Here is a 23,211-nt window from a genome sequence, read left to right as displayed (position 1 = left end):
GCGTACAGTCGTGACGGCTACCGATCCGTCTCGAGGAACGCGCGAACGGTTTCCGTCGTCTCGGCCCACGTCGGATGCGCGTCGGCCGTCTCGAGTGCGCGGCGAGCGAGCGACGCGAGGCGGTCACGATCCGTCACGAGGGTTTCGAGCGCGAGCGCGATCCGATCTACATCGTCGGGGTCGACCACGTATCCGTTGTGTCCGTCGTCGACGAACTCGGATGCCCCGCCGACGGCGCTCGCGATCGGAACGACGCCGTACTCCATCGCCTCGAGGTAGACCATGCCGAACCCCTCGTACGTGGACGGGACGGCGAGCACGTGCGTCCGCTCGAGGATCGACTCGAGTGTGTCGTCGTCGACTGTCCCGACAAACGAGACCCGGTCGTCCAGGTCGTATTCGCTCACGCGAGCGCGCGCGATGCGAGCGGCGGCTGGATCCGCGTCGGTGTTTCCGACGACGATCAGTTCCCACTCGCACACGCAGTCTCGGTCGAAGCGAGCAACTGCCTCCAAGAGCGCCGGGAGATTCTTTCGCTCGACGACGTTCCCCACGAACGCGAGCCGAAGCGGGATCGCGCTGGCTCGCTGGTCGACGGCCGTCGGCGACACTGCGGCCTCCTCGCGCCGACCAGCAGGTGGGGCGACGATGGTCGGAAGCGCAGTCAGGTCCGTCGTTCGACTCGCCGTGTACTCGCTCGTCGCAATCGCCGCGTCGACGGTCTCGAGGTAGCGCCGCTCTTGCTCTCGAGACCGGGCTCCGTCTGAGGCGGCGACTCGGTCCGGTCGACCTGACTCGAGTAGATGGACGAGCGCGACGAGTTCCTGGGGAGCATCGAGGTGGGGGTTGTGTTCGACCAGCGTCGGATAACAGAGTTCGTCCTGAACGAGGACGTCGAACGGCCGATCGAGGCGTTCGCGGATCGCCATCGGTTCAGCACCCACCTGCGGCTCTCGAGGGACCGAAATCACCGTCACGTCGTCGCCACGACGCTCGAGGTGAGAGACGAGTTTGCGGTCGTATCGGTAGCCACCCGATGTTTGCTCGATCGAGCCGGCCACGACGAATCCAATATCCATAGCTCAGTCGGCGTCGCGATAGGTGTCGAGGCTGTTCAACGACTCGAGTCCGTGGGGTGTTCGCTGACCCATAGCCTCGAGTTCGGGAATGGGTCCCGTAAACGTTCTCCCTTCGGCGAATTTCTTGCCGTTGCGTCGGTGTTTTGAGGGGAAGTTTTTACTGAACGTCCACGTGTGCGACGGTCACCCCCCTCGCGTGTGTAAACTGCTGGATACACTCGTGTAAGCCCGTGTCCGAACGGTTGAATTGGCGGATATTGGTTAGGAGAGCAAGAAGAGAGGGGTCGAATAGGCATCTGAATTCGTTCGCCGAACGGGCGCGGCAAGTTCTCACGCTAGTTCTGTCCGACAGCATGAAAACTCGATTCGAGTGCCAGATGGACACTGGCAGTGACGGTCGCGAGCCAGTGTGGGGGCGTTAGTATCTCGAGTCCGTGACGACCGACGCCGACCATAGAGACCCGCCAACGACGGTCGAAAGGCGTGTGTCTGCGGAGTGGCCGTCCCGTGGCGGTTTCAGGTTCAGACCTTGTTCGCAGGTGGAACCGTCCGTTCGTCTGGACTGGAGATGCCACCGAACCCGAACAGGACCCGGATGAGAGCGCCCGTGCCAAGCGTTGCTGCGAAACCGACGAGTGCGACCGTCATCGGGATCGAGTACCCGGCGAGGCCGACGGCGAGACTTCCTGTCAGTACGCCAGCCCACAGTTCCGGTCTCCCGAGTCGTGTCGCGATCGATTGGCCGATTGCGACGGCGCCGACGACGGTCCCGGCGGGCAATGTGGTCAAACCGAGGACGAGAAACAACAGCCCGAAGAAGGTGCCGAGACTCGTACCGAGAATGAGATATCCAGTCCCCGCGAGTGCACCGACGATGAAAACACTCGGGAGACCGATACAGATCGAGATGATCGGGCTCCGACGGGACTTGGTGACTGCGCTCGTCCCGTACCCCTGGATCATCCCGATCACGATGGTGGCGAAGAGCAGCGTGACGACAAACTGCCCGATCGCACGTTCAGCCGGCGCAAGCGCCTGATACGTGTCGATCCATCCACTGTGAGCGAGGGCGACACCTCCCTCGCGGAAGCTACGTTCGGCGGATGTGTATAAATTTAACGGCCACATATAAGATAGCTACACTATCACTCGACATAGTAGTTTTGATCGAACGATCGGTTCGGGACCGACGCCAGCGGCTACTGGTCCGCTCGAGGGACAGGTAGTCCCGACATGAGTAGCTGACGCCGTTTCGAGGTGGAGTGTCGGAGTCCAGTTCGACGGGTTTAAGTTTCCCATGACACTTGCTTCAACAGAGACAGGCGTAGCCTGTTTCACTGACCCGTAGGAGCACTCCTGCGTACTACGGAGGTGAACGATGGCAGATTCGGATATTGAAACCGCAGTGGCTCGCGCACTCGAGGAGTCACCGGATCGGAACTTTACCGAGACGGTGGACCTCGCGATTAACTTGCGCGACCTTGACCTGAACGAACCGTCGAACCGTGTTGACGAGTCCGTCGTCCTCCCGTCCGGAACCGGACAGGAGACGAAGATCGTCGTCATAGCCGAAGGAGAGACCGCCGTCCGCGCCGAAGAGGTCGCGGACGAAGTCTTCTCGGAAGACGACATCGCAGATCTCGAAGACGACGACGCCAAAGATCTGGCCGACGAGACGGACTTCTTTATCGCTGAAGAGGCGATGATGCAAGACATCGCCCGCTATCTGGGTACTATCCTCGGTCCTCGAGGGAAGATGCCAGACCCGCTCTCTCCCGACCAGGACGTCGTCGAGACCGTCAACCGGCTCAAAAACACCGTGCAGCTTCGCTCCGGCGACCGACGCACGTTCCATACGCGCGTTGGCGCTGAAGACATGGACGCCGAGCACATTGCCGACAACATCGACGTCATCCTGCGTCGCCTGCACGCCGACCTCGAGAAGGGGCCCCAGAACATCGACGGCGTCTACGTGAAGACGACCATGGGCCCGTCCGTAGAGGTGGTCTAACGTGAGCGCAGAAGCTGAACGCAAAACCGAGAACCTTCCACAGTGGAAGAAAGAGGAAGTCGACGAGCTCGCAGCGCTTATCGACGACTACGAGAGCGTCGGCATCGTCGGTATCGCGGGCATTCCGAGCAAACAGCTCCAGGACATGCGTCGCGAACTGTACGGCACGGCCCAGCTCCGCGTAAGTCGGAACACGCTGCAGGTTCGGGCCCTCGATGACGTCGACCTCGACGACCTCGTCGAGCACGTCGACGGGCAGGTCGGCATCATCGGGACGAACGAGAACCCGTTCTCCCTGTACAAAGAGCTCGAGGCGTCGAAGACGCCCGCGCCGATCAACGAAGGCGAAGTCGCCCCGAACGACATCGTGATCCCGGAAGGGGACACGGGCGTCGATCCGGGGCCATTCGTCGGTGAGCTCCAGAGCATCGGTGCAAACGCGCGCATCGAGGACGGTTCGATTCAGGTCATGGAGGACTCGACGGTCTTGGAGGCCGGCGAGGAAGTCTCTGCGGACCTGGCGAACGTCCTCAACGAGCTCGGGATCGAACCCAAGGAGGTCGGTCTCGACCTTCGTGCTGTCGTTGCAGACGGCGTGCTGTTCAGTCCCGAGGACCTCGACATCGACGTCGACGCCTACGAGAGCGACGTCCAGACCGCCGCCGCGTACGCCCACAACCTCTCGGTCAACGCGGTGTTCCCGACCGAGACGACGGCGTCGACGCTCATCGCCAAGGCGACGGGCGAGGCCAAGAGTCTCGGCCTACACGCTGCGATCGAGGACGAAGCGCTCATGCCCGACCTCGTCAGCAAGGCCGACGCACAACTCCGTGCGCTCGCGGCCCAGATCGACGACGAGGAGGCCCTGCCGGAGGAACTGCAGGGCGTCGAGGCGCCCACCCCTGCGGCGGCCGCCGCCGACGAGAGCGAGGACGAATCGGCTGACGACCAAGACGACGCCGAGGCAGACGCTGCCGACGACGACGATGATGATGACGACGGCGACGGCGCGGACGGACTCGGCGCAATGTTCGGCTAACTAACGGAGGATACACCAATGGAATACGTATACGCTGCACTCATCCTGAACGAAACGGACGAAGAGATCAACGAAGACAACCTCACGGACGTGCTCGACGCCGCTGGCGTCGACGTCGAAGAGTCCCGAGTCAAGGCGCTCGTCGCCGCGCTCGAGGACGTCGACATCGACGAGGCCGTCGAGGAAGCCGCCGCCGTCCCCGCTGCAGCTGGCGCTGCTGGCGGTGCGGCCGCCGCCGACGAGGCTGAAGAGGAGTCCGACGTTCCGGACACCACGGACGAGGACGAAGACGACGACGAGGACGAAGACGACGACGCCGGTGGCGAGGGCCTCGGCAACCTCTTCGGCTAAGTCGAGACGCGACGACTTCGCAACCCCGAGTTTTTTCGACGCCATCCGGCGAGTGACAACGACGGCCGACCGGCCTTGAGAGCAGCCGTCGACAGCGGTTGCAGTACGAGCCTGGGTGACTGACGCGGGTTTAAGTACGAACACGGGACCAGAGCAACCGAATGGTCGTCCTCGCGCTCGAGTTTGTCGCCGATCCCGGCTTCACCGGGCAGTTGCTGGCGTGGGTGCTCGCCGGTTCGCTGCTCGGGAGTTGCAGCGGTCTCGTGCCAGGACTGCACGCCAACAACTTCGCGCTCTTGCTAGCCGGTATCGCCGGGTCGATCCCGGGCCCACCGCTGTTCGTCGGCTGTGCGATGCTCGCTGCGGGAGTGGTCCATACGTTTCTCAACGCCGTGCCGGCGATGGCACTCGGTGTTCCCGACGCGGAGATGGCCGTAACGGCGCTTCCCGGCCACCGAATGGTACTCGACGGGCGGGGATACGAAGCGATCCGGTTGTCGGCAGTCGGCAGCCTGCTCGCCGTCCTCGCAGCCGTTCCCTTTGCAGTCCCCATCACGTGGGCGGTAACGGCAGTGTACCCGACAGTCCGGGCAAACCTTTCGTTGATCCTGGCGGTGGTGGTGGTTGCGCTGCTGGCCTCGGAGTTTAACTGGCGCGCTCGTCTCGGTGGCGCACTGTCGTTCGGCCTGGCGACCATCCTCGGTGCCCTCACGCTCGACAGTTCGCCGGAGGCACCGCTCGAGGCGGGTGGGATGCTCGCCCCGCTGTTCGCTGGCCTCTTCGGTGCGCCGGTATTGATCGACGCGATGTTCGGGTGTGGGATCCCACCACAGCGGGGTGAGGAGATTCGGCTCTCCCGGCCGCTGCTCGCAGGGACGGCGATCGCTGGTGCACTCGCAGGCGCGGTCGTCGGGTACATTCCCGGAATCTCGGCCGCGATCGCGGCGGTCGCCGTCCTCGTGTTGGTACCAGGTGGCTCGGGTGATCGAGGCTACATCGTCGCGACGAGCGGTGTCGACACTGCCAACACGATATTCGCACTGTTCGCACTCGTCGCCATCGGCCACCCTCGAACCGGCGTGATGGTGGCGTTCGACGAAGCTGGGGTCCCCCTCGAGTTGCCGATACTGATCGGCGGCGTCCTCGTTGCGGGTTCGATCGGCTTCGTGCTCGTGATTCTCGTCGGTGACGCCTATCTCGAACTGGTCGGTCAGCTCTCATACTGGAAGATTTCGACCGTCGTGCTCGGGCTCCTGTTGGTTCTCTCGTATCTCTTTACTGGCCCACTCGGCATCGTCGTTTTCGTGGCGGCGACCGCCGTCGGGATGGTTCCGGTCCGGCTACGTGCCCGTCGGGTTCATCTAATGGGAGTGTTGATTGGGCCGCTGATGCTTGGGCTTTGATCGACCCTCGACGCACAGCCTCAGGGATCAGTGTCGGTCCGCATGGCGGCGCTGACGACCGTCCGGACGCGTGTTTCGGAAACCGGATTCGTCGTCTCGCCACCGCACTTTACTGCAGTCCCGACGATTACACCGTCCGCACCAGCGTCGAAACAGTCGCTGACCGCCTCAGGCGTGACACCGCTGCCGACGATCACCGGCACCTCGCAATCGTGTTCAGAGAGGGCGTTCGTAACCAGTGTGACGTCCTCGGGCGGCGTTTTGGCTCCGGTTCCGGGCCCGGAGACGATCACGCCGTCCGCTTTTCCGCGCTCGACCGTCTCGAGGGCGGCCCGTTCGAGGCCGGTGTCGCCGATCGGCGTCGCGTGTTTGACGTGGACGTCGGCGAGAATCGCCACGTTCGCGTCGATGCGGTCGCGCAGCCGGAGCGTCTCGTGGGCCCGACCCTCGAGGAGCCCCTGGTCGGTTGCGGCGGTCCCGACGTGAACGTTGACCCGAACGAACGCCGCGTCGACGGCGGCCGCAACCGAGAGCGCCGCGTGCGCATCGTTTCTGAGGACGTTGATCCCGATCGGGACGTCGACGGCCTCGGAGACGGAACCGGCGAGAGCCGTCATTTCGGCGACGACGTGTGTCGGGACCTCGTCGGGGTAAAACGGCGCGTCGCCGAAGTTCTCGACGAGAATGGCGTCGACGCCGCCGCTCTCGAGGGCGTGAGCGTCCGCGAGGGCCCGTCGGCGGATCGCGTCACGGTTCCCGTCCGAGGAAGGTGAGCCGGGTAATGCAGGGAGGTGGACCATGCCGATCACCGCACGATCCGTGCCAAGCCGTTCGAGGGGGTCGATCTCGCCGCTTGTGGTCATACAGACCGTGTCGAGGCGAGGAATATAACTTCAAGGCCCCTCGGACGCCCTCGTCGATGAGTCGGCAAACGCCTCCTCGTCCGCGATGATTTTGCCAGTCCTCCCACAAGGGGTTTTCATGACAGCTCTGTTTTCGCCTCTCTCACTGCGCGAGCTCGAACTTCCGAACCGAATCGCCGTCTCGCCGATGTGTCAGTACTCCTGTGAGCCCGACGGGCTGCCGACGGAGTGGCACCGAGTCCACCTGGGTAGCAGAGCCGTCGGTGGCGCAGGAATCGTCATGACCGAAGCGACAGCCGTCGAGCCCCGCGGGCGAATCACGCCGCACGATCTCGGCATCTGGAGCGATGACCACGCGGCCGCACTCGAGCCGATCACCGAGTTCATTCGTCAACAGGGTTCGGTACCCGGCATCCAGCTCGCCCATGCAGGACACAAAGCGAGCAAGACCCGGCCGTGGGATGGGAACGTACCGCTGTCGCCCGAAGACGGCGGCTGGGAAGTGCTTTCGCCGTCGCCGGAGGCGTACCCACCGTTCGGCGGCGATCGACCTGCAATCGAGAAAGCGACGACAGCGGACATCGACGGCGTGATCGAGGCCTACCGAACCGCCGCCGAGCGTTCGCTCGAGGCCGGATTCGAGATCGCAGAGGTCCACGCAGCACACGGCTACTTGCTCCACGAGTTCCTCTCTCCGGTAACGAACCGCCGCGAGGACGCCTACGGCGGGAGTTTCGAGAACCGAACCCGACTCATTCGAGAGGTGACCGACGCCGTTCGCGACGTCTGGCCGGAGGACAAGCCGGTGTTCGTTCGCATCTCCGGGACGGACTGGCTCCCCGAGCAGGAGTCGTGGGACATCGAGCAGTCGGTACGGCTTGCAGCGGAGCTGGCAGCTCTGGGTGTCGACCTGATCGACGTGAGTTCCGGTGGGATACATCCCGACCAGGACATACCCGCTGGACCGAACTTCCAGGTCCCGCTGGCGGAAGCGGTCCGCGACGGCGCGGACGTCGCCGTCGGTGCCGTCGGCGGCATCACCGAACCGGAACAGGCCGACGCGCTGGTCCACAACGGGCGTGCCGACCTCGTACTTGTCGGCCGGGAGTTCCTTCGCGACCCGTACTTCGGGCTCCACGCGGCCGGACGTCTCGAGGAAGAGCCATCCACACGATGGCCTATTCAGTACCGTCGGGGCGTTCGCTAGCGAAGCGCCTCAGCGCTACGTCCGCCCGTTCTGCCGACAGCGTATCGGTGCCGTCACTTCTTCGGACTGCCAGACGGCAGGCATCGAACCGAACTCGCCACCCGCAGGTGGCGAGTCCGAACGCTTATCGGCCGTCTCAGTCGGTGCGCCACTTGATCGAACAGCCTCGAGAGGGCTGCCACTCGAGGTCGACGGGGTCGCCACCGAGGAGGGCGTCGATGGCCTCACGAACGTGAACGCGCGTCCGCTCGTCGTCCGGGTTCAGCGCGTCGTCAAGCCGGCCCTGATACCGCAGCCGGAACGTCCCGTCCTCGTTCGCGAAGAGGAACGGGTCGGGTGTACAGACCGCTCCGTAGTTGCGCGCGACGTCCTGGGTGTCGTCCCGAAGATAGGCGTCGTACTGGATCGTCCCGTCGTCGACGGAGTCACACATCGCCTCGAACGAGTCATCGGGATACTCGGTGGCGTCGTTTGGGTTGATCCCGACGACGGCGACGTCATCGTACTCCGCGGCGAGGGCGTTCAACAGGTCGAACTTCGCCTTCGCGTACGGACAGTGATTGCACGTAAAGACCACCAACAGGGCCTCGAAGTCGGCGAACGACTCGAGTGTGTACGTCTCGCCGTCGGTGCCCTCGAGTTCGAATTCGGGGGCGGGGTCGCCCGCCTCGAGGTCGGTATCGGATGCTTTGGCTACCATAGTCGATGATTCCAGGGTGAGACGCTTAAAGCGTCGTGTTGGGCGGGGTTCGGATACCCGGAGAGTGGATTTGGGGGCATAGATAGCCGGTACGTCCCACTCGAGGTCGTGGTCAGCGGGTGGCCCACCTATTTATATTCCCCACGAGAGCATGAGGTATGAACACCCTCGAGGTCACGGACGAACAGTACGCGTTCATCCAGCGGCTCCGGGAAGAGATTTCGACCGACGTCGTCGGCAAGTACGGCTTCGTTCGAGAGCGCGACGCGGTGCAGTTTCTGATCGACAACCTGTCCGAAGACGTCGACATCGACGACGAGGTCGATTTCTCGGCCACCGACGACGTCGCCGCCTCCGTCGACGCCGCGATCGAAGGCGAGGACGACCCACACGAACTCGAGACGGTGTCGTACGACGAGCGTACAGCAGCGGGGGCTGGAACTGATTCGACGACGGATTCGGAATCGGCGGGGCCGTCGGAAAATGAGACTTCGGACGCCGAGAACGTCGAAGAGGTCGAAGACGAAGGGGAGACACAGGATGATGACGACGACTCGATTGGGAGCACCAGCGGTGCCGCGGACGACGACGACATGCTCGACGAGATGATGAGCCTGCTCGAGACACACGACGACAAGTGGGAAGAATCCTCTTCGGCAGACTATCGCTACACGGTTACCCTCCCCGACGGCTCGACCGAGGACGTCCAGACGAAAGACGACGTCAGGGCGTTACTGTTCAAAAACTACCGCTGATTTCGACAGCCGACCCACTCGAGTTCGACCATCCCCAACGGCCGTGTCACGAACGCCCGATTCGCGCGAAACGAGACGGAAGAACAACGTTTTTACTCGCGCTCGCGCTTTCCGGAGGTATGAGTGAACGCGAGGTGCTCGAGTTACTCCGGGAGAACGCGCGCTACTCCACGGCCGACATCGCGCGAATGACCGATCTCGAGGAGACCGAAGTCGAGGCGGTGATCGAGGAACTCGAGAGCGCAGGCGTCGTCCGCGGCTACAAGGCGGTCGTCGACTGGGACAAACTCGAGGACGAGACGGTCCGCGCTGAAGTCGAGTTGAACGTCGAACTCGATCGCGAGACGGGCTATGGCGACATCGCAGAGCGCCTCGCACGATTCCCGCAGGTCAAAGCCCTGCGGCTCGTCAGTGGCGACTACGATTTTGACATGGAGGTCGAGGGCGACTCGATCCGTGAGGTGTCGATGTTCGTCAGCGAAAAGGTCGCACCCGTTCCCGAGATCACCCAGACGGTCACCCACTACGTGATGACCTCGTACAAAGAACAGGGGATCGAACTCGGCGACGGCGACGAGGACGACCGCCTCTCGTTCTCGCCGTGACCATGACGTTCGAACTCGCAGAGAGAGTCCAAACGGTTCCGCCGTCGGGCATCCGGCGGTTTTTCGAGATCGCCGAAGAACGCGACGACGTCATCTCGCTGGGCGTCGGCGAACCCGACTTCTCGACGCCCTGGACGGCCCGCGACGCTGCCATCGCCTCGCTCGAGCAGGGAAAGACCTCCTATACGGCCAATCGAGGAAAACGCGAACTCCGAGAGGCGATCGCCGACTACGCCGCCGACCGGTTCGCGCTGGGCTACGGCCCCGCCGAGGAGATCATCGTCACCGCTGGCGCGAGCGAGGCCGTCGACCTCGCGTTCCGGGCGTTCGTCGATCCCGGCGATACGGTCGCGATTGCCCAGCCGTCGTACATCTCCTACGAGCCGGGGGTCATCTTCGCCGGCGGCGAACCGCTCGCGGTCCCGACGCGAGAGGAAGACGAGTTCCGACTCACCGTCGACGCACTCGAGACCGCGGGCGCGGCCGACGCCGAGATGCTCGTACTCTGTTACCCGAACAACCCGACGGGCGCGATCATGCGGGAAGAAGACTTAGAACCGATCGCCGAGTTCGCCCGTGAACACGACCTGATCGTCCTCTCGGATGAGATCTACGCCGAACTCACCTACGAGGGCGAGCACACCTCGATCGCGACGCTGCCGGGAATGCGCGAGCGCACGATCGTCTTCAACGGCTTCTCGAAAGCCCACGCAATGACTGGACTCCGACTCGGGTACGCACTCGGGCCGGCCGACGCCATCGGGGCGATGAACAAGATCCACCAGTATACCATGCTCTCAGCGCCGACGACGGCACAGTACGCCGCCCTCGAGGCGCTCGACTCCTGTGACGACGAGGTTCGGGAGATGATCGACCAGTACGATCGCCGTCGGCGGTTCGTTCTCTCGCGCTTTCGCGAGATCGGCATGAACGTCTTCGAGGCCAAAGGTGCGTTCTACTGCTTCCCGGAGGTGCCCGAAGGGTTCACTGCTGAGGAGTTCGCCGAAGACGTGTTGCGCGAACAGGGCGTCGCTGTCGTTCCCGGCGACGTTTTCGGTGCGGGCGGCGACGGACACCTCCGGGTGTCGTACGCGACGGGCCTGCCCGAACTGCGCGAAGCGATGAACCGGATCGAGGCGTTCGTCGACGAACACGCCTGATCCAGCCATCAACTATAGCAGCCCTACACGTCAGTGCGCACCTGCTCGCCAGACGGATCGACGATCAGTGTGCAACTCGTTGCGGTTGTTAGTATAGAGTCACAGAGAGAGCAACGCTTTTTCGCTCGCCCTCGGTTCCGTCAGTATGGTCGAGTACCGCCCGATCCAGGACGATCGCGAGGTGTTTCACGAGTATCGCAGTTACGCGTTCAGGCCGGAAGAGGGGCCCCAGGCGTACGATCCCGACGAACACGACACGCCGCGAGCGCTCCTCGGCGCTCGACGCGGCATCTTCACCGACGATGCCAACGACCGTCCGCGGTGTGTCTGTCGACACTACTGGCTCGAGGCTCGGGTTCGCGGGGAGGACCACCCGACCGGTGGCATGGCGTCAGTCGCGACCCCGCCGGAGTACCGTCGCCAGGGTCACGTCGGTCGGCTCCTCGAGGGGTCACTCGCGGAGTATCGCGAGCGCGGCGTTCGGTTTGCCGTCCTCTGGCCGTTCAACTACGCCTTCTACCGGCAGTTCGGCTGGAAGACGGCGAATCGCCTCGCGAGCTACGAGTGTGCGCCCGAGGTCTTCGCGTTCGCCCGTGAACACGTCGATCACGATGCAAGTCAGTTTCGCCGACTCGCAGCCGACGAACACACCGAACTCGAGGAGGTCTACGAACGCCACCGTGATCGGTACGCGATGGCGTTCCGGCGCGACGAACGGTGGTGGCGACGACGCGTCTTCGGGGGCCACGACGTCGATCCGTTCGTCTACGCCTACGAGCGCGACGACGAGGTACAGGGATATCTCGTCTACAGCTTCGACGACGAGACGGACGACGAAACGAGACGCGGGCGAACGATGACCGTCTCCGAACTGGCCTACGCCGACCGCGAGGCGTCGCTCGCGTTGTTATCGTTCGTCGCCGACCACGAGTCACAGGCCGAACGCGTCCACCTGGAGGTACCGGACGCGTTCCCGCTGCTCGAGACCGTCCCGGCACCCGATCGGGTCGAGACGAGCATCGAGATCGGGGCGATGGTCCGCGTGGTCGACGTCGTCGAGACACTGTCGGCGCTGTCGTACCCAAACGTCGACGGGTCGATCACGATTGCCGTCGACGACCCCCTTGCCGCCTGGAATCAGGGGAGCTTCGAGCTGACGGTCGACGATGGGATCGGAACCTGTGAACGACTCGGGGACGAAACCGACGCGGACGTGACACTCGAAGTCGGCTCGCTCTCGCAACTGATCGTCGGCTATCGATCTGCACGCGATCTCGAGCGAACGGACGATCTGGCGGTCGCCGATGATTGCACGCTCGAGACGCTCGAAGGACTGTTCCCCGAGACCGACGTCTACCTCGGCGAGCACTTCTGAGTTCCGACTCGAGGCGTCAACAATCGGGATATCGGTGCGCCCAGGGACGCACCCGCTCGAGTGCCGCCGTGGTCGCCAGTACATCGGCCTCGGCGTACCGGCGACCGACGACCTGGAGACCAACGGGAAGGCCGTCGTCGGTGACCCCGGCAGGGACCGACGCGGCGGGATGGCCGGTCAAGTTGAACACCCACGTGAGCATGGCGTCGGTGGGGAGGCCGTCGACCGACTCGCCGTCGATCTCGGTCGGATAGCGGTCCCGGAGGTGTTTGCCGTACGGCGGGACGGTCAGCGTCGGCGTCACGAGCACGTCCGCGTCGCCGATCGCGGCCTCGATGGCGTCGTACGCGTCGGTTCGCGGCCCGTTAGCCAGTCGTTCCTCGAGCCCGTCGAACCCCTGGGCAAGCGCGACCGTGGAGGTGACGGTCGGCTCGACGTCAGCCGTCTCGAGGTCGACTCCGTAGTGAGATTCGACTCGGGCAGCGACCGCCGCAAAGTAGCTCCCGACCTGAGCATAGTACGCCTCCCGGAGTTCGTCGGAGTCGGGTAGCGCCACGTCGACGTCGCGAACCGTCGCACCAGCAGCCTCGAGATCGTCGACGGCGTCCGCGACGGTGTCTCGGACGGCTGGGTCGACCGGCAGGAGATCGAGGTCAGGGCTGTACGCAATCGAGAGCTGATCGGTGGGACGATCGAGTGCCACGAGGAAGTCCTCGTCACCGGTCGGAACGCTGTACGGATCGCGGTGGTCGACGCCAGCCAACACCTCGAGTGTCAGCGCGATGTCGTCGGCAGTGCGCGCGATTGGGCCGCCGACCATAAACGGCGTATGGGTGTCGAACGCGTCGAGTCGGGAGTTCGATGGCACGCGGCCGAGCGTCGGTTTCAGGCCGACGACGTTACAACACGACGCTGGCACGCGAAGCGAGCCGCCAATGTCGGAGCCGGTTGCGAGGGACGCCAGGCCAGCGGCGACCGCAGCCGCCGAACCGCCGGACGAACCACCAGCGGACCGCTCGAGATCGAACGGCGTTGCCGTCGCTCCGACGAGTCTGTTGTCGGTCTTGATCGTGTGGCCGAGCGCTGGCGTGTTGGTCGTGCCGACGATCACTGCACCAGCCGCCTCGAGCCGTTCGACGACGACCGAGTCCGTCTCGGCGACGTTGTCGGAGAGCGCTGCGAGCCCGAGGGTGTTTCGGACGCCGGACTTTCGGTCCCGGAGGTCCTTGATCGCGACCGGGACGCCGTGAAGCGGCCCGAGGGTCTCGCCACCAGCCGCCGCGCGGTCAGCCTCGCGAGCAGCCTCCCGGGCCGACTCGTCGGTAACCGTAATGAAGGCGTTCAGATCGTCGGCACTCTCGATTCGCTCGAGGATCGCGTCGACGACGGTCACAGCAGACGTCTCGCCCGAACGAATCGCTGCCGCCAGCTCTCGAGCCGACAGCGTGGTAACAGACACCATAAGACACGCATTCTGACCCAGGACGATAAACTCGTGGACTGACACGAACGGTGAGTGACCCGCCCCGACCTCGTTAGTATCGCCCGTTCACGTCTGACGGACTGTCATCAGCCACGACACTCAAATAGCCTCCTGCCGAAACAACGAGATATAGCTAGCCGATGGGCCCTCTGAATGTGCACTTCCCATGGCAAACGATTCGCGACCCAGTGGCAGACACGGGTGGTGAGTCGTGACGCTGGACGCTGTTCCCGTCGTCGACCGGGTTACGGACGCCTTTTTCGCCCTCGATACGGACTTTCGCTTTACGTACCTCAACGACCGTGCCGAGGACTTACTCGAGCGCTCCCGTGGCCGATTGATCGGCCGAGTCATGTGGGACGAGTTCCCCCAGACGGTCGAGACACAGTTTCCGGACGGCTTTTATCGGGCGATGGACGAACAGGTGCCCGTCTCGTTCGAGATCTACCACACGCCGCTCGAGACCTGGTTCGAGACCCGGGCGTATCCCTCCGAATCCGGGCTCTCGGTGTTCATGCGTGACATTACGGATCGAAAGCGCCAGGAGACGTCGCTGGCCCAACACGCCGCGGTCGTCGAGGCGATCTACGACGGCATCTTCACGCTCGATCGCAATCGGAGCATCGTCACCGTCAACGACGCGCTCGCGGCCTACCTCGGCGTCGACCAGGACGACCTCGTCGGCGAACACGTCGAGATCGTCACCCAGCGGGCCGCGATTGACGATGGCGACGCCGTCGACCTCGGTCGAGCCATCACCGATGTCGACATCGGCACCGCCGACAACCGGACCCTCGAGATTCCGTTTACCGACGCCGACGGGGTCGACCGCATGGGCGAGTTCCGCGTCGTCCCCATCGAAGACCATACGGCGACGGTCGCCGTCGTCGTCCGCGACGTCACCGATCGCCACGAGTACGAACGCGTCGCCGCCTCGCTTCACGAGGTCACGCGGTGGCTGCTCGAGTCCGACGATCCCGAGGAGATCTGTGCGATCGCTGTCCACGCGGGCAGTGACCTCCTCGGACTCACCATCAGTGGCATCTGGTTGCTCGATACCGAGTACGGCTACCTGGATCCCGTCGCGGGCACTGCCGGAGCCTACGAGGAGTTCGGTGGTCTCCCACGAATACACACGGGTGATGGGCTCGTCTGGGAGGCGTTCGAGGCTGGCGACGTCAAGCGATACGACGATCTCGAGGAAGTCGATGGCCTCTACAACCCAGATACGCCGATTCGATCTGAGGTTATCGCGCCGATCGGCACCCACGGCGTGCTCATGACCGGCTCGCTCGACCCCCACCGGTTCGACGAGACCGACGTCGAACTCGTCTCGACACTGGTCGAGAACACCCGTGCCGCACTCGATCGGGCGAACCGAGAGCGCGTCCTCCGGAACCGGACCGCCGAACTCGAGCGTCAGACCGAGCGACTCGAGGGAATCGCGAGCGTGCTCTCGAACGACCTCCAGCGCCAACTCGAGGACGTCGCCGCTGCAGTCAGCGAGAGCGGTGGTGACGATGGCGACGCTGGCTGGGAGTTCCCTCTCGCCGAGCAGTCCGTCGAGACGACCCTCGAGCGGGCTGAGGGCCTCGTCGACGACGTTCAGGAGTTCGCTCGCAACGCCACGTCGGTCCGAACGCGAAGCCGCGTCCACCTCGAGGAGGCGATCGAGGAGGCCGTTGGGACCTCTCGACTCGCTGACGAGGCCGTCACCGTCGACCGGGCTGCGACACTCCGAGCCGACTCCGAGCGATTCATCAACCTTCTCGAGACCGCTTTCGATGACATCGCTGCGCGGGCGGGTGACGACGTCACCGTCTGTGTCGAGCTGATCGGCGTCGACGACGACCGGCCCCGGGGCTTTCTCCTGTGGGACGATGCGGCCGAGCCACCGGCCGATCCCCACAGTCGACCGATCGATCCGACGACCGACGACGAAGGTGCGATCAGCGGCCTCGGGCTCACGCTTGTCCGCGCAATCGCCGAAGCCCACGACTGGTCGTTCGTGATCGTCGACGACGACGGCGTCGGCACCCGAATCGAGATCCGCGACGTGACGACGCTCGAGCCCGTAGAAAACGTCTAATACTGCCGGACAGTGCGAGCGTTCGTCGCCTCCGTCCGGTGTACGGACCTACTCCTCGAGAACCTCGACGTCGATCGCTTCCGAGGTTTCCCACTCGACGTGGTCGTCGTGGAATAACTGGAACGTGACCGTTGTTTCACCTGCCGATTCGCCGTAGAGGTGGACGTGATCGCCGTGTGACTCCGCGCTCACGATGGCCTCGTCCGTCGGTTCCACGTCGAGGCTATACTCACCACCGAGGTCGACCGCTTCGCCATCTTCGTCCTCGAAGACGGCACCGAGTGAGACGTTGTCCTCGAGAGAAATCGATGGGAGTTCGCCGTGCCAGTGTCCGTGGTAATCTGCGACCGCATCGTCGGAGCTTCGGTCGATAACGTCGACTTCGTACTCGCTGTCGCCGTTGCTACCGAGACATCCGGCAGTGACCATCGCTACTCCACTTGCAACACTCATACTCAGTTTCCGCCGCGTGAACTGTAATCGTTTCATTGAATACCCTACTATTCACTTCAGACCAGTTAGAGATAAATATTTTCAATTAATTTTGTCCTAGTACAAGTTTGGTTGATTTTCACAACTCGACGCAGACCGTGATGACAGCGATCAAAACGAGGGACACACGTCGAGCGCTCTCAGACGGTCTGTTACGATTCGACACGATGATCGCCGTCTCTAAGCGATCACGGATAAAGCGTTGTTACACCCGACTGGCGTCGATCAGCAGACCTGGAAAAACGAGTCCGTGAGAAGCGAACAGTCCGACTACGCGAGTTCGGCTTCGATGACCGATCGACGCTCGCGGATGGTTTCTGCGTCGTCGGTGATCGTCTCGGTACCGGCTTCGATCGTTATTTTGCCGTCGGTCGTCGGCGTCCCGAGCGAGACGACGGGGGCGACACCGTCGAAGGTCTCGCGAACGGCGTCGGCGTCGGTCGTCTGGATCAGGACGCGGCCGGGCTGTTCGTGAAAGAGCACGCCTGCAGGGCCGGCGTCGGCCGACTCGGGAACGGGAATCGAGACCTCGAGGCCCGCCTCGGCCGTGACCATCTCGGCGAGCGAAACGGCGAGGCCGCCGTGGCTGACGTCGTGGGTCGCAAGTGTCGAGTCGTCGTCTGCGATGGCAGCGACCGCATCGACCAGTGCGGCCGGATCGTCAGGCAACGTGGGAAATCGGTCGCTGCCGTCGAACCGGGCGAGGTACTCGGAACCGCCCAGTCTGATGTCGCCGTTTTCAAGGCCGACGTCACCGACGAGCAGGAGTTCGCTCTCGGGGTCGGCCTCGAGAGCGAGCGGCGGAGCATCGTAGCCGTCTTTCGTCCCGACGAGCGCGAGCGTCGGCGTCGGCGGAATCGGCCCCGACGGGGAGTCGTTGTACAGTGAGACGTTCCCGCCGACGACGGGTGCTCCGAGCGTCTGGCACATGTCGGCGAGACCATCGACGATGCCTTTGAAGCCGCCGTAGACCTCGGGCTTCTCCGGGTTGCCACCGTTGAGACAGTCGACAGCCGCGAGGGGGGTTGCACCCTTGGCCGCGACGTTCATGGCGTTCTCGAGTGCAACGGCGCGGGCACCCTCGTACGGAGCGACGTCGGTCCAGTTCGGGGCGGCACCGCTCGAGATAGCCAGGCCCTGGCCGGCTTCTCGGACGGCGACGATGGCCGCGTCGTCGCCCGGCCCGACGCTCGTTCGGACGCCGACCTCGTGGTCGTACTGGCGGTAGACCCACCGTTTCGAGGCGGTGTTCGGGCTCGAGACGATCGTCTCGAACGCCTCCTCGAGGTCCGCCTGGGGGAGATCAGTTTCAGGCTGGTCGGGGTCGTCGGCTGGAAGGTCGTTCATCGGCGCACCCTCCCCGAGGAAGGAGGCGTCGACGTCGACGACTGTCTCGCCTTCGAAGGTACACGTGTAGTTCTCCTCGGTGACCTCGCCAATGACCGAACAGCCGAGGTCGTACTTCGCGGCGATCTCCTCGACGCGCTCGACGTTCTCGGGGGCGACTTCGTAGCACATACGCTCCTGAGATTCGGCCAGCAGGATCTCGAGGGCGCTCATGTTGGGTTCGCGCTGGTGGACGCGCTCGAGTTCGATGTGTGCGCCGAGGCCACCTTTGGCGACCAGTTCGCTCGAGGCACCACCTAGCCCGGCAGCACCGAGGTCGCGTGCGGACTCGACGAGGTTCTCCTCGATCAGCACTTCATTGGCCTCGATGAGGAGTTTCTCGGCGTAGGGGTCACCGACCTGTACGGCGGGGCGGTCTTCGGTTTCTGCGTCCTCCGCTAAGTCCTCGCTGGCGAAGCTTGCGCCACCGAGGCCGTCGCGGCCGGTGGCGTTGCCGACGAGGACGAGTTTGTTGCCTGGCTCCTGGGCAACGGCCGTCACGAGCCGTTCTTCGTTGGTGAGGCCGACACAGGCGACGTTCACCAGCGGGTTGCCCTCGTAGTCGGGATGGAAGTCGACGCTGCCAGCGACGGTCGGGACACCGATACAGTTACCGTAGTGGCTGATCCCCTCGACGACCCCCTCGAAAAGGTACTTCGAGTGTTCGCGGTCGAACTCTCCGAAGTACAGCGAGTCCGCGAGCGCGATGGGATAGGCACCCATCGACAGCGTGTCGCGGACGATCCCGCCGACACCGGTCGCTGCGCCGTCGAACGGGTCGACGTAGGAGGGGTGGTTGTGGCTCTCGATCCCCATCGTGATGTAGGTGCGTTCGTCCTCGCCTGCGTCGTCGGCGTCGGGCAGTGCAACGACCGCCGCGTCGTCACCCGGCCCGATCACGACCTGCTCGCCCTCGCTCTCGAACGCCGACAGCAGCGGTCTCGAGGAGCGGTACGCGCAGTGTTCGCTCCAGAGGTTCTCGAACAACGCCGCCTCGGCCGGGGTCGGCTCCCGCCTCAGTTCCTCGACGACGAGTTCGCGGTCCGAATCGGCAAGACTCATTCACGTTAGTGGTGGAAGTCGGGCTGTAAAGGGGTTTCCATATACACGTTCGTGTATTGTCTCTCGAGTATCGGTCCGCTCGACAGCCTTCGCTTTGGCCAACCACACCGCGGCAACCGGCGGTCGGTTTCCGCAAGGTCCCGGACCGAGGTGCTTTTGATCAGGCGTGGAAAATATACGGCTGTGCTGTCGGTCGAACTCCACGTCCACTCGGCGCTGTCGTACGACGGCCGGGACCCCGTCGAGCTCATCTTAGAACAGGCCGAAGCCGTCGGTCTCGACGCGATCGCGATTACGGACCACGACGAGATCGACGCCAGCCTCGAGGCCGTCCGGCGAGCGCCGGAGTACGGACTCGTCGGCATCCCCGGAATGGAGATCTCGAGCAAGGCTGGACACATCCTCGGCTTCGGGCTCGAGGAGGCAGTCCCGGCTGGGCTCTCTTACGAGTCGACGATCGACGCAATCCACGCCCAGGGCGGGCTCGCAGTCATCCCACACCCGTTCCAGGAGTCCCGACACGGCGTGATGGCCCGAGTTACCCGCGACGACCTCGAGAAGGGGGACGCGATCGAAGTGTACAACTCCCGGTTGCTCACGGGTCGGGCGAACCGCCAGGCCAGACGGTTCGCCAAACGACGAGACATGCCGATGACCGCGGGCAGCGACGCCCACATCAGCGAGATGGTTGGCCAGGCGATCACCCGGGTCGACGCCGACGACCGCTCCGCCGACGCCATCCTCGAGGCCATCCGCGAGGGCAAAACGTCGGTCGAAGGAAAACGAACGCCGTGGCACATCAGCTTCCGGCAGGCCGCCGGCGGCGTCTCCCGACGAGTCAGAAGTGGGCTCGTTGGCCTCTTCGAATGAGTCTCCGCGGCTCGAGTCCGTCCGTCGTCCGCGGGGCACTCGAGACCGGCGACCCCCTCCCCGGCGGAGCCGGGTTCGCGGGAGTCGTCGACGGGCTGCTCGTCCGGGACGTGCTCGGGCGCGTCCCGCTGTTCGTCGATCGCAGCGGTCAGGTCTCCGTCTCGGACGGGTGGGCGTTCGAGCCGACCGACCTCGAAGATCCCGTCCTCGTACCTGCGGGCACTGCGACCTCCCTCGAGACGCTCGCAGGTGACGTCTCTCGACTCCACTCGAAGAGTCCGACGTCCGCCTTCGAACGGCGCTGGCGGCTCCCGGAGCCCGACCCCGAAGCCGACCCGGACGCCGCACTCGAGTCTCTCGATCGGGCGATCCGAACCGCGACCGACACGGTTCGAGCCGACGACCGCGACGTGGCGGTCGCCTTCTCCGGCGGGGTCGACTCCGCGCTCGTCGCCGAACGGCTCGACGCACCGCTTTACGTCGTCGGCTTTCCGGACAGCCACGACGTCGAGGCCGCCCGGAGCGCCGCCGCAGCGATGGATCGGGAGCTAACGGTCGTCGAGCTCGAGCCCGCTGACCTCGAGCGGGCGGTCCCGGCCGTCGCGCGGGCGATCGGTCGAACGAACGCGATGGACGTCCAGATCGCCCTGCCGCTGTCTCTGGTCGGCGAACGCGTCGCCGCCGACGGCTACGACGCGCTGGCGGTCGGCCAGGGTGCCGACGAACTGTTTGGCGGCTACGAGAAGGTCGTCCACCTCGACCATCGCGTCGACGCCGACACCACCCGTGGCGCAGTCCGCGAGAGCATCCTGACGCTGCCCGATCAGCTCCCGCGGGACGTCCTCGCCATCGAGGCGACCGGCCTCGAGCCCGTCGCGCCACTGCTCTACGACGCCGTCGTCGACGCCGCACTCCGGCTTCCCGACGCGTTGCTCGCCGACGAGGAGCGTCGAAAGCGCGGCTTCCGTCGCGTTGCGGGCCGGTACCTCCCGGAAGAAGTCACTGACCGGAACAAAAAAGCCGTCCAGTACGGGAGCCTCGTCGCCCGTGAACTCGACCGACTCGCCCGTCAGAACGGCTACAAACGACGGATCGGCGATCACGTCACGAAGTACATTGAGTCATTACTCGACGACCCGGTCAGGACGGCAACGGACAGAGACTCGCGGTAAACACGACCGTCTCGTCGGTCTCGTTTCGCGCACCGTGGACGACTCCACGCTCGTTGAGAACGACACCCGGTGCTTCGACTCGGTCTGTTGTTTCGTCTTGCACGACGGTGACTGTCCCCGAGAGTACGTGGAAGACGTTCGTACTGTCTCCGTGTTCGTGCGCCTCGAGTTCAGCCCCCGGACCAAGCGCGAACGCCTTGACCAGGACGTCGTCGGTGACGACGAGTTCGGTACTCTCGAGGTCCCCCTCGGCTGGCTCGAGGTCGGCAAGCGCGTCGGCGTAACGATCGAGCGACATAGCCACCGGTTCGCCCTCGAGTCACGTAAACGGTCGCACGAACGGTTCCACAGATCCAGTGATGCGCCCGCTCGAGGTCACCTACCTACCCGTCGCTGCGGGCAGACGAGAAGAGAAAAACGGGATATATGCGGAGGGTGCGGCCCCAGTGAAGCCGGATGAGACGGTTAGTCTTCCGTCTCGGTCGGCAGCGTATCGAACGGTTCGTCGGGTGTGTGTTCGGCGACTGTGCGGCGGTTCGTCTCGCCGATCCGGTCGGCGATCTCGCCGACGACCTCCTCGATGTGGTCTTGAACCTCGCTGTCGTCGTCTTTGACGATCGGACCCGAGGTGCCGTCGGCACCGAAGTCCGGGTGAATCGGGATCCGACCGAGCAGCGGGACGTCGTATTTGTCGACGATCCCGTCCGCCCCCTCGGTTCCGAACAGCCCGTGTTCGTCGCCACAGCTTGGACAGATGAACGAACTCATGTTCTCGACGACGCCGAGCACCGGCGTCTCGTGTTTTTGGAACATCTGGACACCTTTTCGGGTGTCGTCGAGAGCCATCTCCTGTGGCGTCGTGACGACGACCGAGCCAGTGACCGGCATCGACTGCAACAGGTTGAGCGTCGCGTCACCGGTTCCCGGGGGCAGGTCGACGATGAGGTAATCGAGTCGGCCCCACTCGACGCCCTCGAGGAATTTGAGCATGAATTTGTTGACCATCGGACCCCGGAGGATCGCGGGGTCGTCGTCGTCTTCCATCATGAATCCCATGCTGATGACGCGGACGCCGTCGGATCGTGGCGGAACGATGTCTTCGTTCGGCATGACACCGGGTTCACCCTCGACGGGCAGGATTCGTGGGACGTTCGGCCCGTGGATGTCGGCGTCTAGGATGCCGACCATCGCGCCGCGTTTCTCGAGGCCAGCCGCGAGGTTCGCAGCCACTGTCGTCTTGCCGACGCCGCCTTTCCCTGAAGAAACCGCGATGACGTTTCGGACTTGCGGGAGGACCGTGTCATCGAACCCGTGCTCTTCGCCGACGTGGGCACGCAGATCGGCCTCGAGACCGACCTCGTCACAGAGCTCCCGAATTTGATTGCCCAGTTCCATCTCCGAGGGAGCGTACGGTGCGTTCAATGCGAGCGAGATGCGAGCCGTCTCGTCCTCGATCGCGACGTCGTTGACCAGTCCCAGCGTGACGATATCCTCGCCGATATCGGGGTCTTCGACCTCCTCGAGTTTGATCTTGAATTCGTGTTCGGTGATGCTCATAATCCAATAAGTGTGCTACCGGGAGGGAGGGGACCGAACGGGATACGTGTGATGGTTTGGGCCGGCACGTGCCACCAGCGGCTGCACGAAGCCGGATTCGTCAGGGTGGGCCGACCGAGCCGATCGGTTCGGGCGGTCCGCCAAAGAAGACGATCCCGATGAGGACGGTGAGAACGAACATCCCGACCCACATCGAGGTCACCAGTCCAACGAGATAAGAGACGCCGAGGAGTCCGGTTTTCGTATCGCGAGGCGTACCCGTAAACCACGCGACGACCATCGCGTAGATCGGCACCAGCACGACCCCGAAGATCAGCCACGTCCCGGTGTTCGGAAAGCCAGTGACCCCTGCGGTCCCCTCGTAGCCGTGGTACAGCACCGATTCGAGGACCGCGTATGAACTCATATGCCGAACTCTATCCCGACCGAGGAGGTGGTAGTGCATTGGCGTGCATGCACGTTATGTAATGTCATACTGGGTAGTCGGCGTCTCGAGCCGTTGACGCCTCGCTCGAGCGCTTGCAACGACAAGCGAGTGAGAATCGAGTTCGA

General features: G+C 64.1%; 22 protein-coding genes. 12 read left to right on the top strand and 10 right to left on the bottom strand.

The features are described from left to right. Positions 1-17: 17 nt before the first annotated feature. Positions 18-1,079, bottom strand: coding sequence for a glycosyltransferase family 4 protein (locus AArc1_RS10185; protein WP_117364268.1), 1,062 nt, complete (start codon positions 1,077-1,079; stop codon positions 18-20). 522 nt (positions 1,080-1,601) lie between these two features. After that, complete coding sequence (locus AArc1_RS10180) at positions 1,602-2,207, bottom strand: hypothetical protein (RefSeq protein WP_117364267.1); 606 nt, start codon at positions 2,205-2,207, stop codon at positions 1,602-1,604. A 250-nt stretch (positions 2,208-2,457) separates the two neighbouring features. Here AArc1_RS10180 and AArc1_RS10175 point away from each other — a divergent pair, with 250 nt between their 5' ends. The 4 genes from AArc1_RS10175 to AArc1_RS10160 all read left to right on the top strand — a co-directional run bounded on the left by AArc1_RS10175 (position 2,458) and on the right by AArc1_RS10160 (position 5,883). Next, a complete protein-coding gene (locus tag AArc1_RS10175; protein ID WP_117364266.1) occupies positions 2,458-3,090 on the top strand; it encodes a 50S ribosomal protein L1 in 633 nt (210 codons plus the stop codon). Between the two features lies 1 nt (position 3,091). Next, complete coding sequence (locus AArc1_RS10170; RefSeq protein WP_117364265.1) at positions 3,092-4,129, top strand: 50S ribosomal protein L10; 1,038 nt, start codon at positions 3,092-3,094, stop codon at positions 4,127-4,129. Positions 4,130-4,147: 18 nt separating this feature from the next. Next, complete coding sequence (gene rpl12p, locus AArc1_RS10165; RefSeq protein WP_117364264.1) at positions 4,148-4,480, top strand: 50S ribosomal protein P1; 333 nt, start codon at positions 4,148-4,150, stop codon at positions 4,478-4,480. A gap of 161 nt (positions 4,481-4,641) precedes the next feature. Next, entirely contained in the window at positions 4,642-5,883 is a 1,242-nt protein-coding gene (locus tag AArc1_RS10160; RefSeq protein ID WP_117364263.1) for a tripartite tricarboxylate transporter permease, read from the top strand. Positions 5,884-5,903: 20 nt separating this feature from the next. On the opposite strand, the gene AArc1_RS10155 is transcribed toward AArc1_RS10160, so the two are convergent. Next, a complete protein-coding gene (locus tag AArc1_RS10155; RefSeq protein WP_117364262.1) occupies positions 5,904-6,746 on the bottom strand; it encodes a BtpA/SgcQ family protein in 843 nt (280 codons plus the stop codon). A 118-nt stretch (positions 6,747-6,864) separates the two neighbouring features. On the opposite strand from AArc1_RS10155, the gene AArc1_RS10150 reads away from it, so the two are divergent. Continuing rightward, positions 6,865-7,953, top strand: a complete 1,089-nt coding sequence (locus AArc1_RS10150; RefSeq protein ID WP_117364261.1) for an NADH:flavin oxidoreductase/NADH oxidase — start codon at positions 6,865-6,867, stop codon at positions 7,951-7,953. Between the two features lie 136 nt (positions 7,954-8,089). Here the strand turns inward: AArc1_RS10150 and AArc1_RS10145 are convergent, their stop codons facing one another. Continuing rightward, positions 8,090-8,653 carry a thioredoxin family protein gene (locus tag AArc1_RS10145; RefSeq protein ID WP_117364260.1) on the bottom strand — a complete coding sequence of 188 codons (564 nt, stop codon included), beginning with the start codon at positions 8,651-8,653 and terminating at the stop codon, positions 8,090-8,092. Positions 8,654-8,811: 158 nt separating this feature from the next. Here AArc1_RS10145 and AArc1_RS10140 point away from each other — a divergent pair, with 158 nt between their 5' ends. From AArc1_RS10140 to AArc1_RS10125, 4 genes are all read left to right on the top strand, one after another. Next, the gene (locus AArc1_RS10140; protein ID WP_117364259.1) at positions 8,812-9,408 is read left to right on the top strand and encodes a hypothetical protein; all 597 of its coding nucleotides are present in this window, start codon (positions 8,812-8,814) and stop codon (positions 9,406-9,408) included. A 119-nt stretch (positions 9,409-9,527) separates the two neighbouring features. Continuing rightward, positions 9,528-10,013, top strand: a complete 486-nt coding sequence (locus AArc1_RS10135; RefSeq protein WP_117364258.1) for an Lrp/AsnC family transcriptional regulator — start codon at positions 9,528-9,530, stop codon at positions 10,011-10,013. A gap of 2 nt (positions 10,014-10,015) precedes the next feature. Further along, positions 10,016-11,173 carry a pyridoxal phosphate-dependent aminotransferase gene (locus tag AArc1_RS10130; protein WP_117364257.1) on the top strand — a complete coding sequence of 386 codons (1,158 nt, stop codon included), beginning with the start codon at positions 10,016-10,018 and terminating at the stop codon, positions 11,171-11,173. A 145-nt stretch (positions 11,174-11,318) separates the two neighbouring features. Beyond that, entirely contained in the window at positions 11,319-12,548 is a 1,230-nt protein-coding gene (locus AArc1_RS10125) for a GNAT family N-acetyltransferase (protein ID WP_117364256.1), read from the top strand. 16 nt (positions 12,549-12,564) lie between these two features. On the opposite strand, the gene AArc1_RS10120 is transcribed toward AArc1_RS10125, so the two are convergent. Further along, on the bottom strand, positions 12,565-14,010 hold the full coding sequence (locus AArc1_RS10120) for an amidase (RefSeq protein ID WP_117364255.1): 1,446 nt from the start codon (positions 14,008-14,010) through the stop codon (positions 12,565-12,567). A 232-nt stretch (positions 14,011-14,242) separates the two neighbouring features. Here AArc1_RS10120 and AArc1_RS10115 point away from each other — a divergent pair, with 232 nt between their 5' ends. Further along, the gene (locus AArc1_RS10115) at positions 14,243-16,120 is read left to right on the top strand and encodes a sensor histidine kinase (protein WP_186336585.1); all 1,878 of its coding nucleotides are present in this window, start codon (positions 14,243-14,245) and stop codon (positions 16,118-16,120) included. 48 nt (positions 16,121-16,168) lie between these two features. On the opposite strand, the gene AArc1_RS10110 is transcribed toward AArc1_RS10115, so the two are convergent. After that, positions 16,169-16,573, bottom strand: a complete 405-nt coding sequence (locus AArc1_RS10110) for a hypothetical protein (protein ID WP_133412346.1) — start codon at positions 16,571-16,573, stop codon at positions 16,169-16,171. A 309-nt stretch (positions 16,574-16,882) separates the two neighbouring features. Next, a complete protein-coding gene (gene purL, locus AArc1_RS10105) occupies positions 16,883-19,060 on the bottom strand; it encodes a phosphoribosylformylglycinamidine synthase subunit PurL (RefSeq protein ID WP_117364253.1) in 2,178 nt (725 codons plus the stop codon). Between the two features lie 183 nt (positions 19,061-19,243). Here purL and AArc1_RS10100 point away from each other — a divergent pair, with 183 nt between their 5' ends. Both AArc1_RS10100 and AArc1_RS10095 read left to right on the top strand, forming a co-directional pair. After that, positions 19,244-19,930: a PHP domain-containing protein gene (locus AArc1_RS10100; RefSeq protein WP_117364252.1), complete on the top strand. Its 687-nt coding sequence runs from the start codon at positions 19,244-19,246 to the stop codon at positions 19,928-19,930. Beyond that, on the top strand, positions 19,927-21,102 hold the full coding sequence (locus AArc1_RS10095) for an asparagine synthase C-terminal domain-containing protein (protein WP_117364251.1): 1,176 nt from the start codon (positions 19,927-19,929) through the stop codon (positions 21,100-21,102). The genes AArc1_RS10100 and AArc1_RS10095 overlap by 4 nt, the downstream gene beginning before the upstream one ends. On the opposite strand, the gene AArc1_RS10090 is transcribed toward AArc1_RS10095, so the two are convergent. The 3 genes from AArc1_RS10090 to AArc1_RS10080 all read right to left on the bottom strand — a co-directional run bounded on the left by AArc1_RS10090 (position 21,071) and on the right by AArc1_RS10080 (position 23,065). Further along, complete coding sequence (locus AArc1_RS10090) at positions 21,071-21,400, bottom strand: cupin domain-containing protein (protein ID WP_117364250.1); 330 nt, start codon at positions 21,398-21,400, stop codon at positions 21,071-21,073. The genes AArc1_RS10095 and AArc1_RS10090 overlap by 32 nt on opposite strands. A gap of 167 nt (positions 21,401-21,567) precedes the next feature. Continuing rightward, entirely contained in the window at positions 21,568-22,659 is a 1,092-nt protein-coding gene (locus AArc1_RS10085; RefSeq protein WP_117364249.1) for an Mrp/NBP35 family ATP-binding protein, read from the bottom strand. A 100-nt stretch (positions 22,660-22,759) separates the two neighbouring features. Continuing rightward, the gene (locus AArc1_RS10080) at positions 22,760-23,065 is read right to left on the bottom strand and encodes a hypothetical protein (RefSeq protein ID WP_117364248.1); all 306 of its coding nucleotides are present in this window, start codon (positions 23,063-23,065) and stop codon (positions 22,760-22,762) included. Positions 23,066-23,211: the final 146 nt, after the last annotated feature.

The organism is Natrarchaeobaculum sulfurireducens (assembly GCF_003430825.1).
Taxonomy (GTDB): Archaea; Halobacteriota; Halobacteria; order Halobacteriales; family Natrialbaceae; genus Natrarchaeobaculum; species Natrarchaeobaculum sulfurireducens.
Note: the sequence above shows the minus strand (reverse complement) of the source record. Positions and strands in the feature narration are given on the sequence as shown.

Excerpts from the sequence above, each read along its gene's own strand:
- AArc1_RS10085 (WP_117364249.1), bottom strand. The coding sequence starts at position 22,659 with ATGAGCATCACCGAACACGAATTCAAGATCAAACTCGAGGAGGTCGAA.
- AArc1_RS10125 (WP_117364256.1), top strand. The coding sequence starts at position 11,319 with ATGGTCGAGTACCGCCCGATCCAGGACGATCGCGAGGTGTTTCACGAG.
- AArc1_RS10185 (WP_117364268.1), bottom strand. The coding sequence starts at position 1,079 with ATGGATATTGGATTCGTCGTGGCCGGCTCGATCGAGCAAACATCGGGT.
- rpl12p (WP_117364264.1), top strand. The coding sequence starts at position 4,148 with ATGGAATACGTATACGCTGCACTCATCCTGAACGAAACGGACGAAGAG.
- AArc1_RS10130 (WP_117364257.1), top strand. The coding sequence starts at position 10,016 with ATGACGTTCGAACTCGCAGAGAGAGTCCAAACGGTTCCGCCGTCGGGC.
- AArc1_RS10095 (WP_117364251.1), top strand. The coding sequence starts at position 19,927 with ATGAGTCTCCGCGGCTCGAGTCCGTCCGTCGTCCGCGGGGCACTCGAG.
- AArc1_RS10110 (WP_133412346.1), bottom strand. The coding sequence starts at position 16,573 with ATGAGTGTTGCAAGTGGAGTAGCGATGGTCACTGCCGGATGTCTCGGT.
- AArc1_RS10180 (WP_117364267.1), bottom strand. The coding sequence starts at position 2,207 with ATGTGGCCGTTAAATTTATACACATCCGCCGAACGTAGCTTCCGCGAG.
- AArc1_RS10135 (WP_117364258.1), top strand. The coding sequence starts at position 9,528 with ATGAGTGAACGCGAGGTGCTCGAGTTACTCCGGGAGAACGCGCGCTAC.
- AArc1_RS10090 (WP_117364250.1), bottom strand. The coding sequence starts at position 21,400 with ATGTCGCTCGATCGTTACGCCGACGCGCTTGCCGACCTCGAGCCAGCC.
- AArc1_RS10145 (WP_117364260.1), bottom strand. The coding sequence starts at position 8,653 with ATGGTAGCCAAAGCATCCGATACCGACCTCGAGGCGGGCGACCCCGCC.
- AArc1_RS10155 (WP_117364262.1), bottom strand. The coding sequence starts at position 6,746 with ATGACCACAAGCGGCGAGATCGACCCCCTCGAACGGCTTGGCACGGAT.
- AArc1_RS10080 (WP_117364248.1), bottom strand. The coding sequence starts at position 23,065 with ATGAGTTCATACGCGGTCCTCGAATCGGTGCTGTACCACGGCTACGAG.
- purL (WP_117364253.1), bottom strand. The coding sequence starts at position 19,060 with ATGAGTCTTGCCGATTCGGACCGCGAACTCGTCGTCGAGGAACTGAGG.
- AArc1_RS10175 (WP_117364266.1), top strand. The coding sequence starts at position 2,458 with ATGGCAGATTCGGATATTGAAACCGCAGTGGCTCGCGCACTCGAGGAG.
- AArc1_RS10140 (WP_117364259.1), top strand. The coding sequence starts at position 8,812 with ATGAACACCCTCGAGGTCACGGACGAACAGTACGCGTTCATCCAGCGG.
- AArc1_RS10120 (WP_117364255.1), bottom strand. The coding sequence starts at position 14,010 with ATGGTGTCTGTTACCACGCTGTCGGCTCGAGAGCTGGCGGCAGCGATT.
- AArc1_RS10150 (WP_117364261.1), top strand. The coding sequence starts at position 6,865 with ATGACAGCTCTGTTTTCGCCTCTCTCACTGCGCGAGCTCGAACTTCCG.
- AArc1_RS10160 (WP_117364263.1), top strand. The coding sequence starts at position 4,642 with ATGGTCGTCCTCGCGCTCGAGTTTGTCGCCGATCCCGGCTTCACCGGG.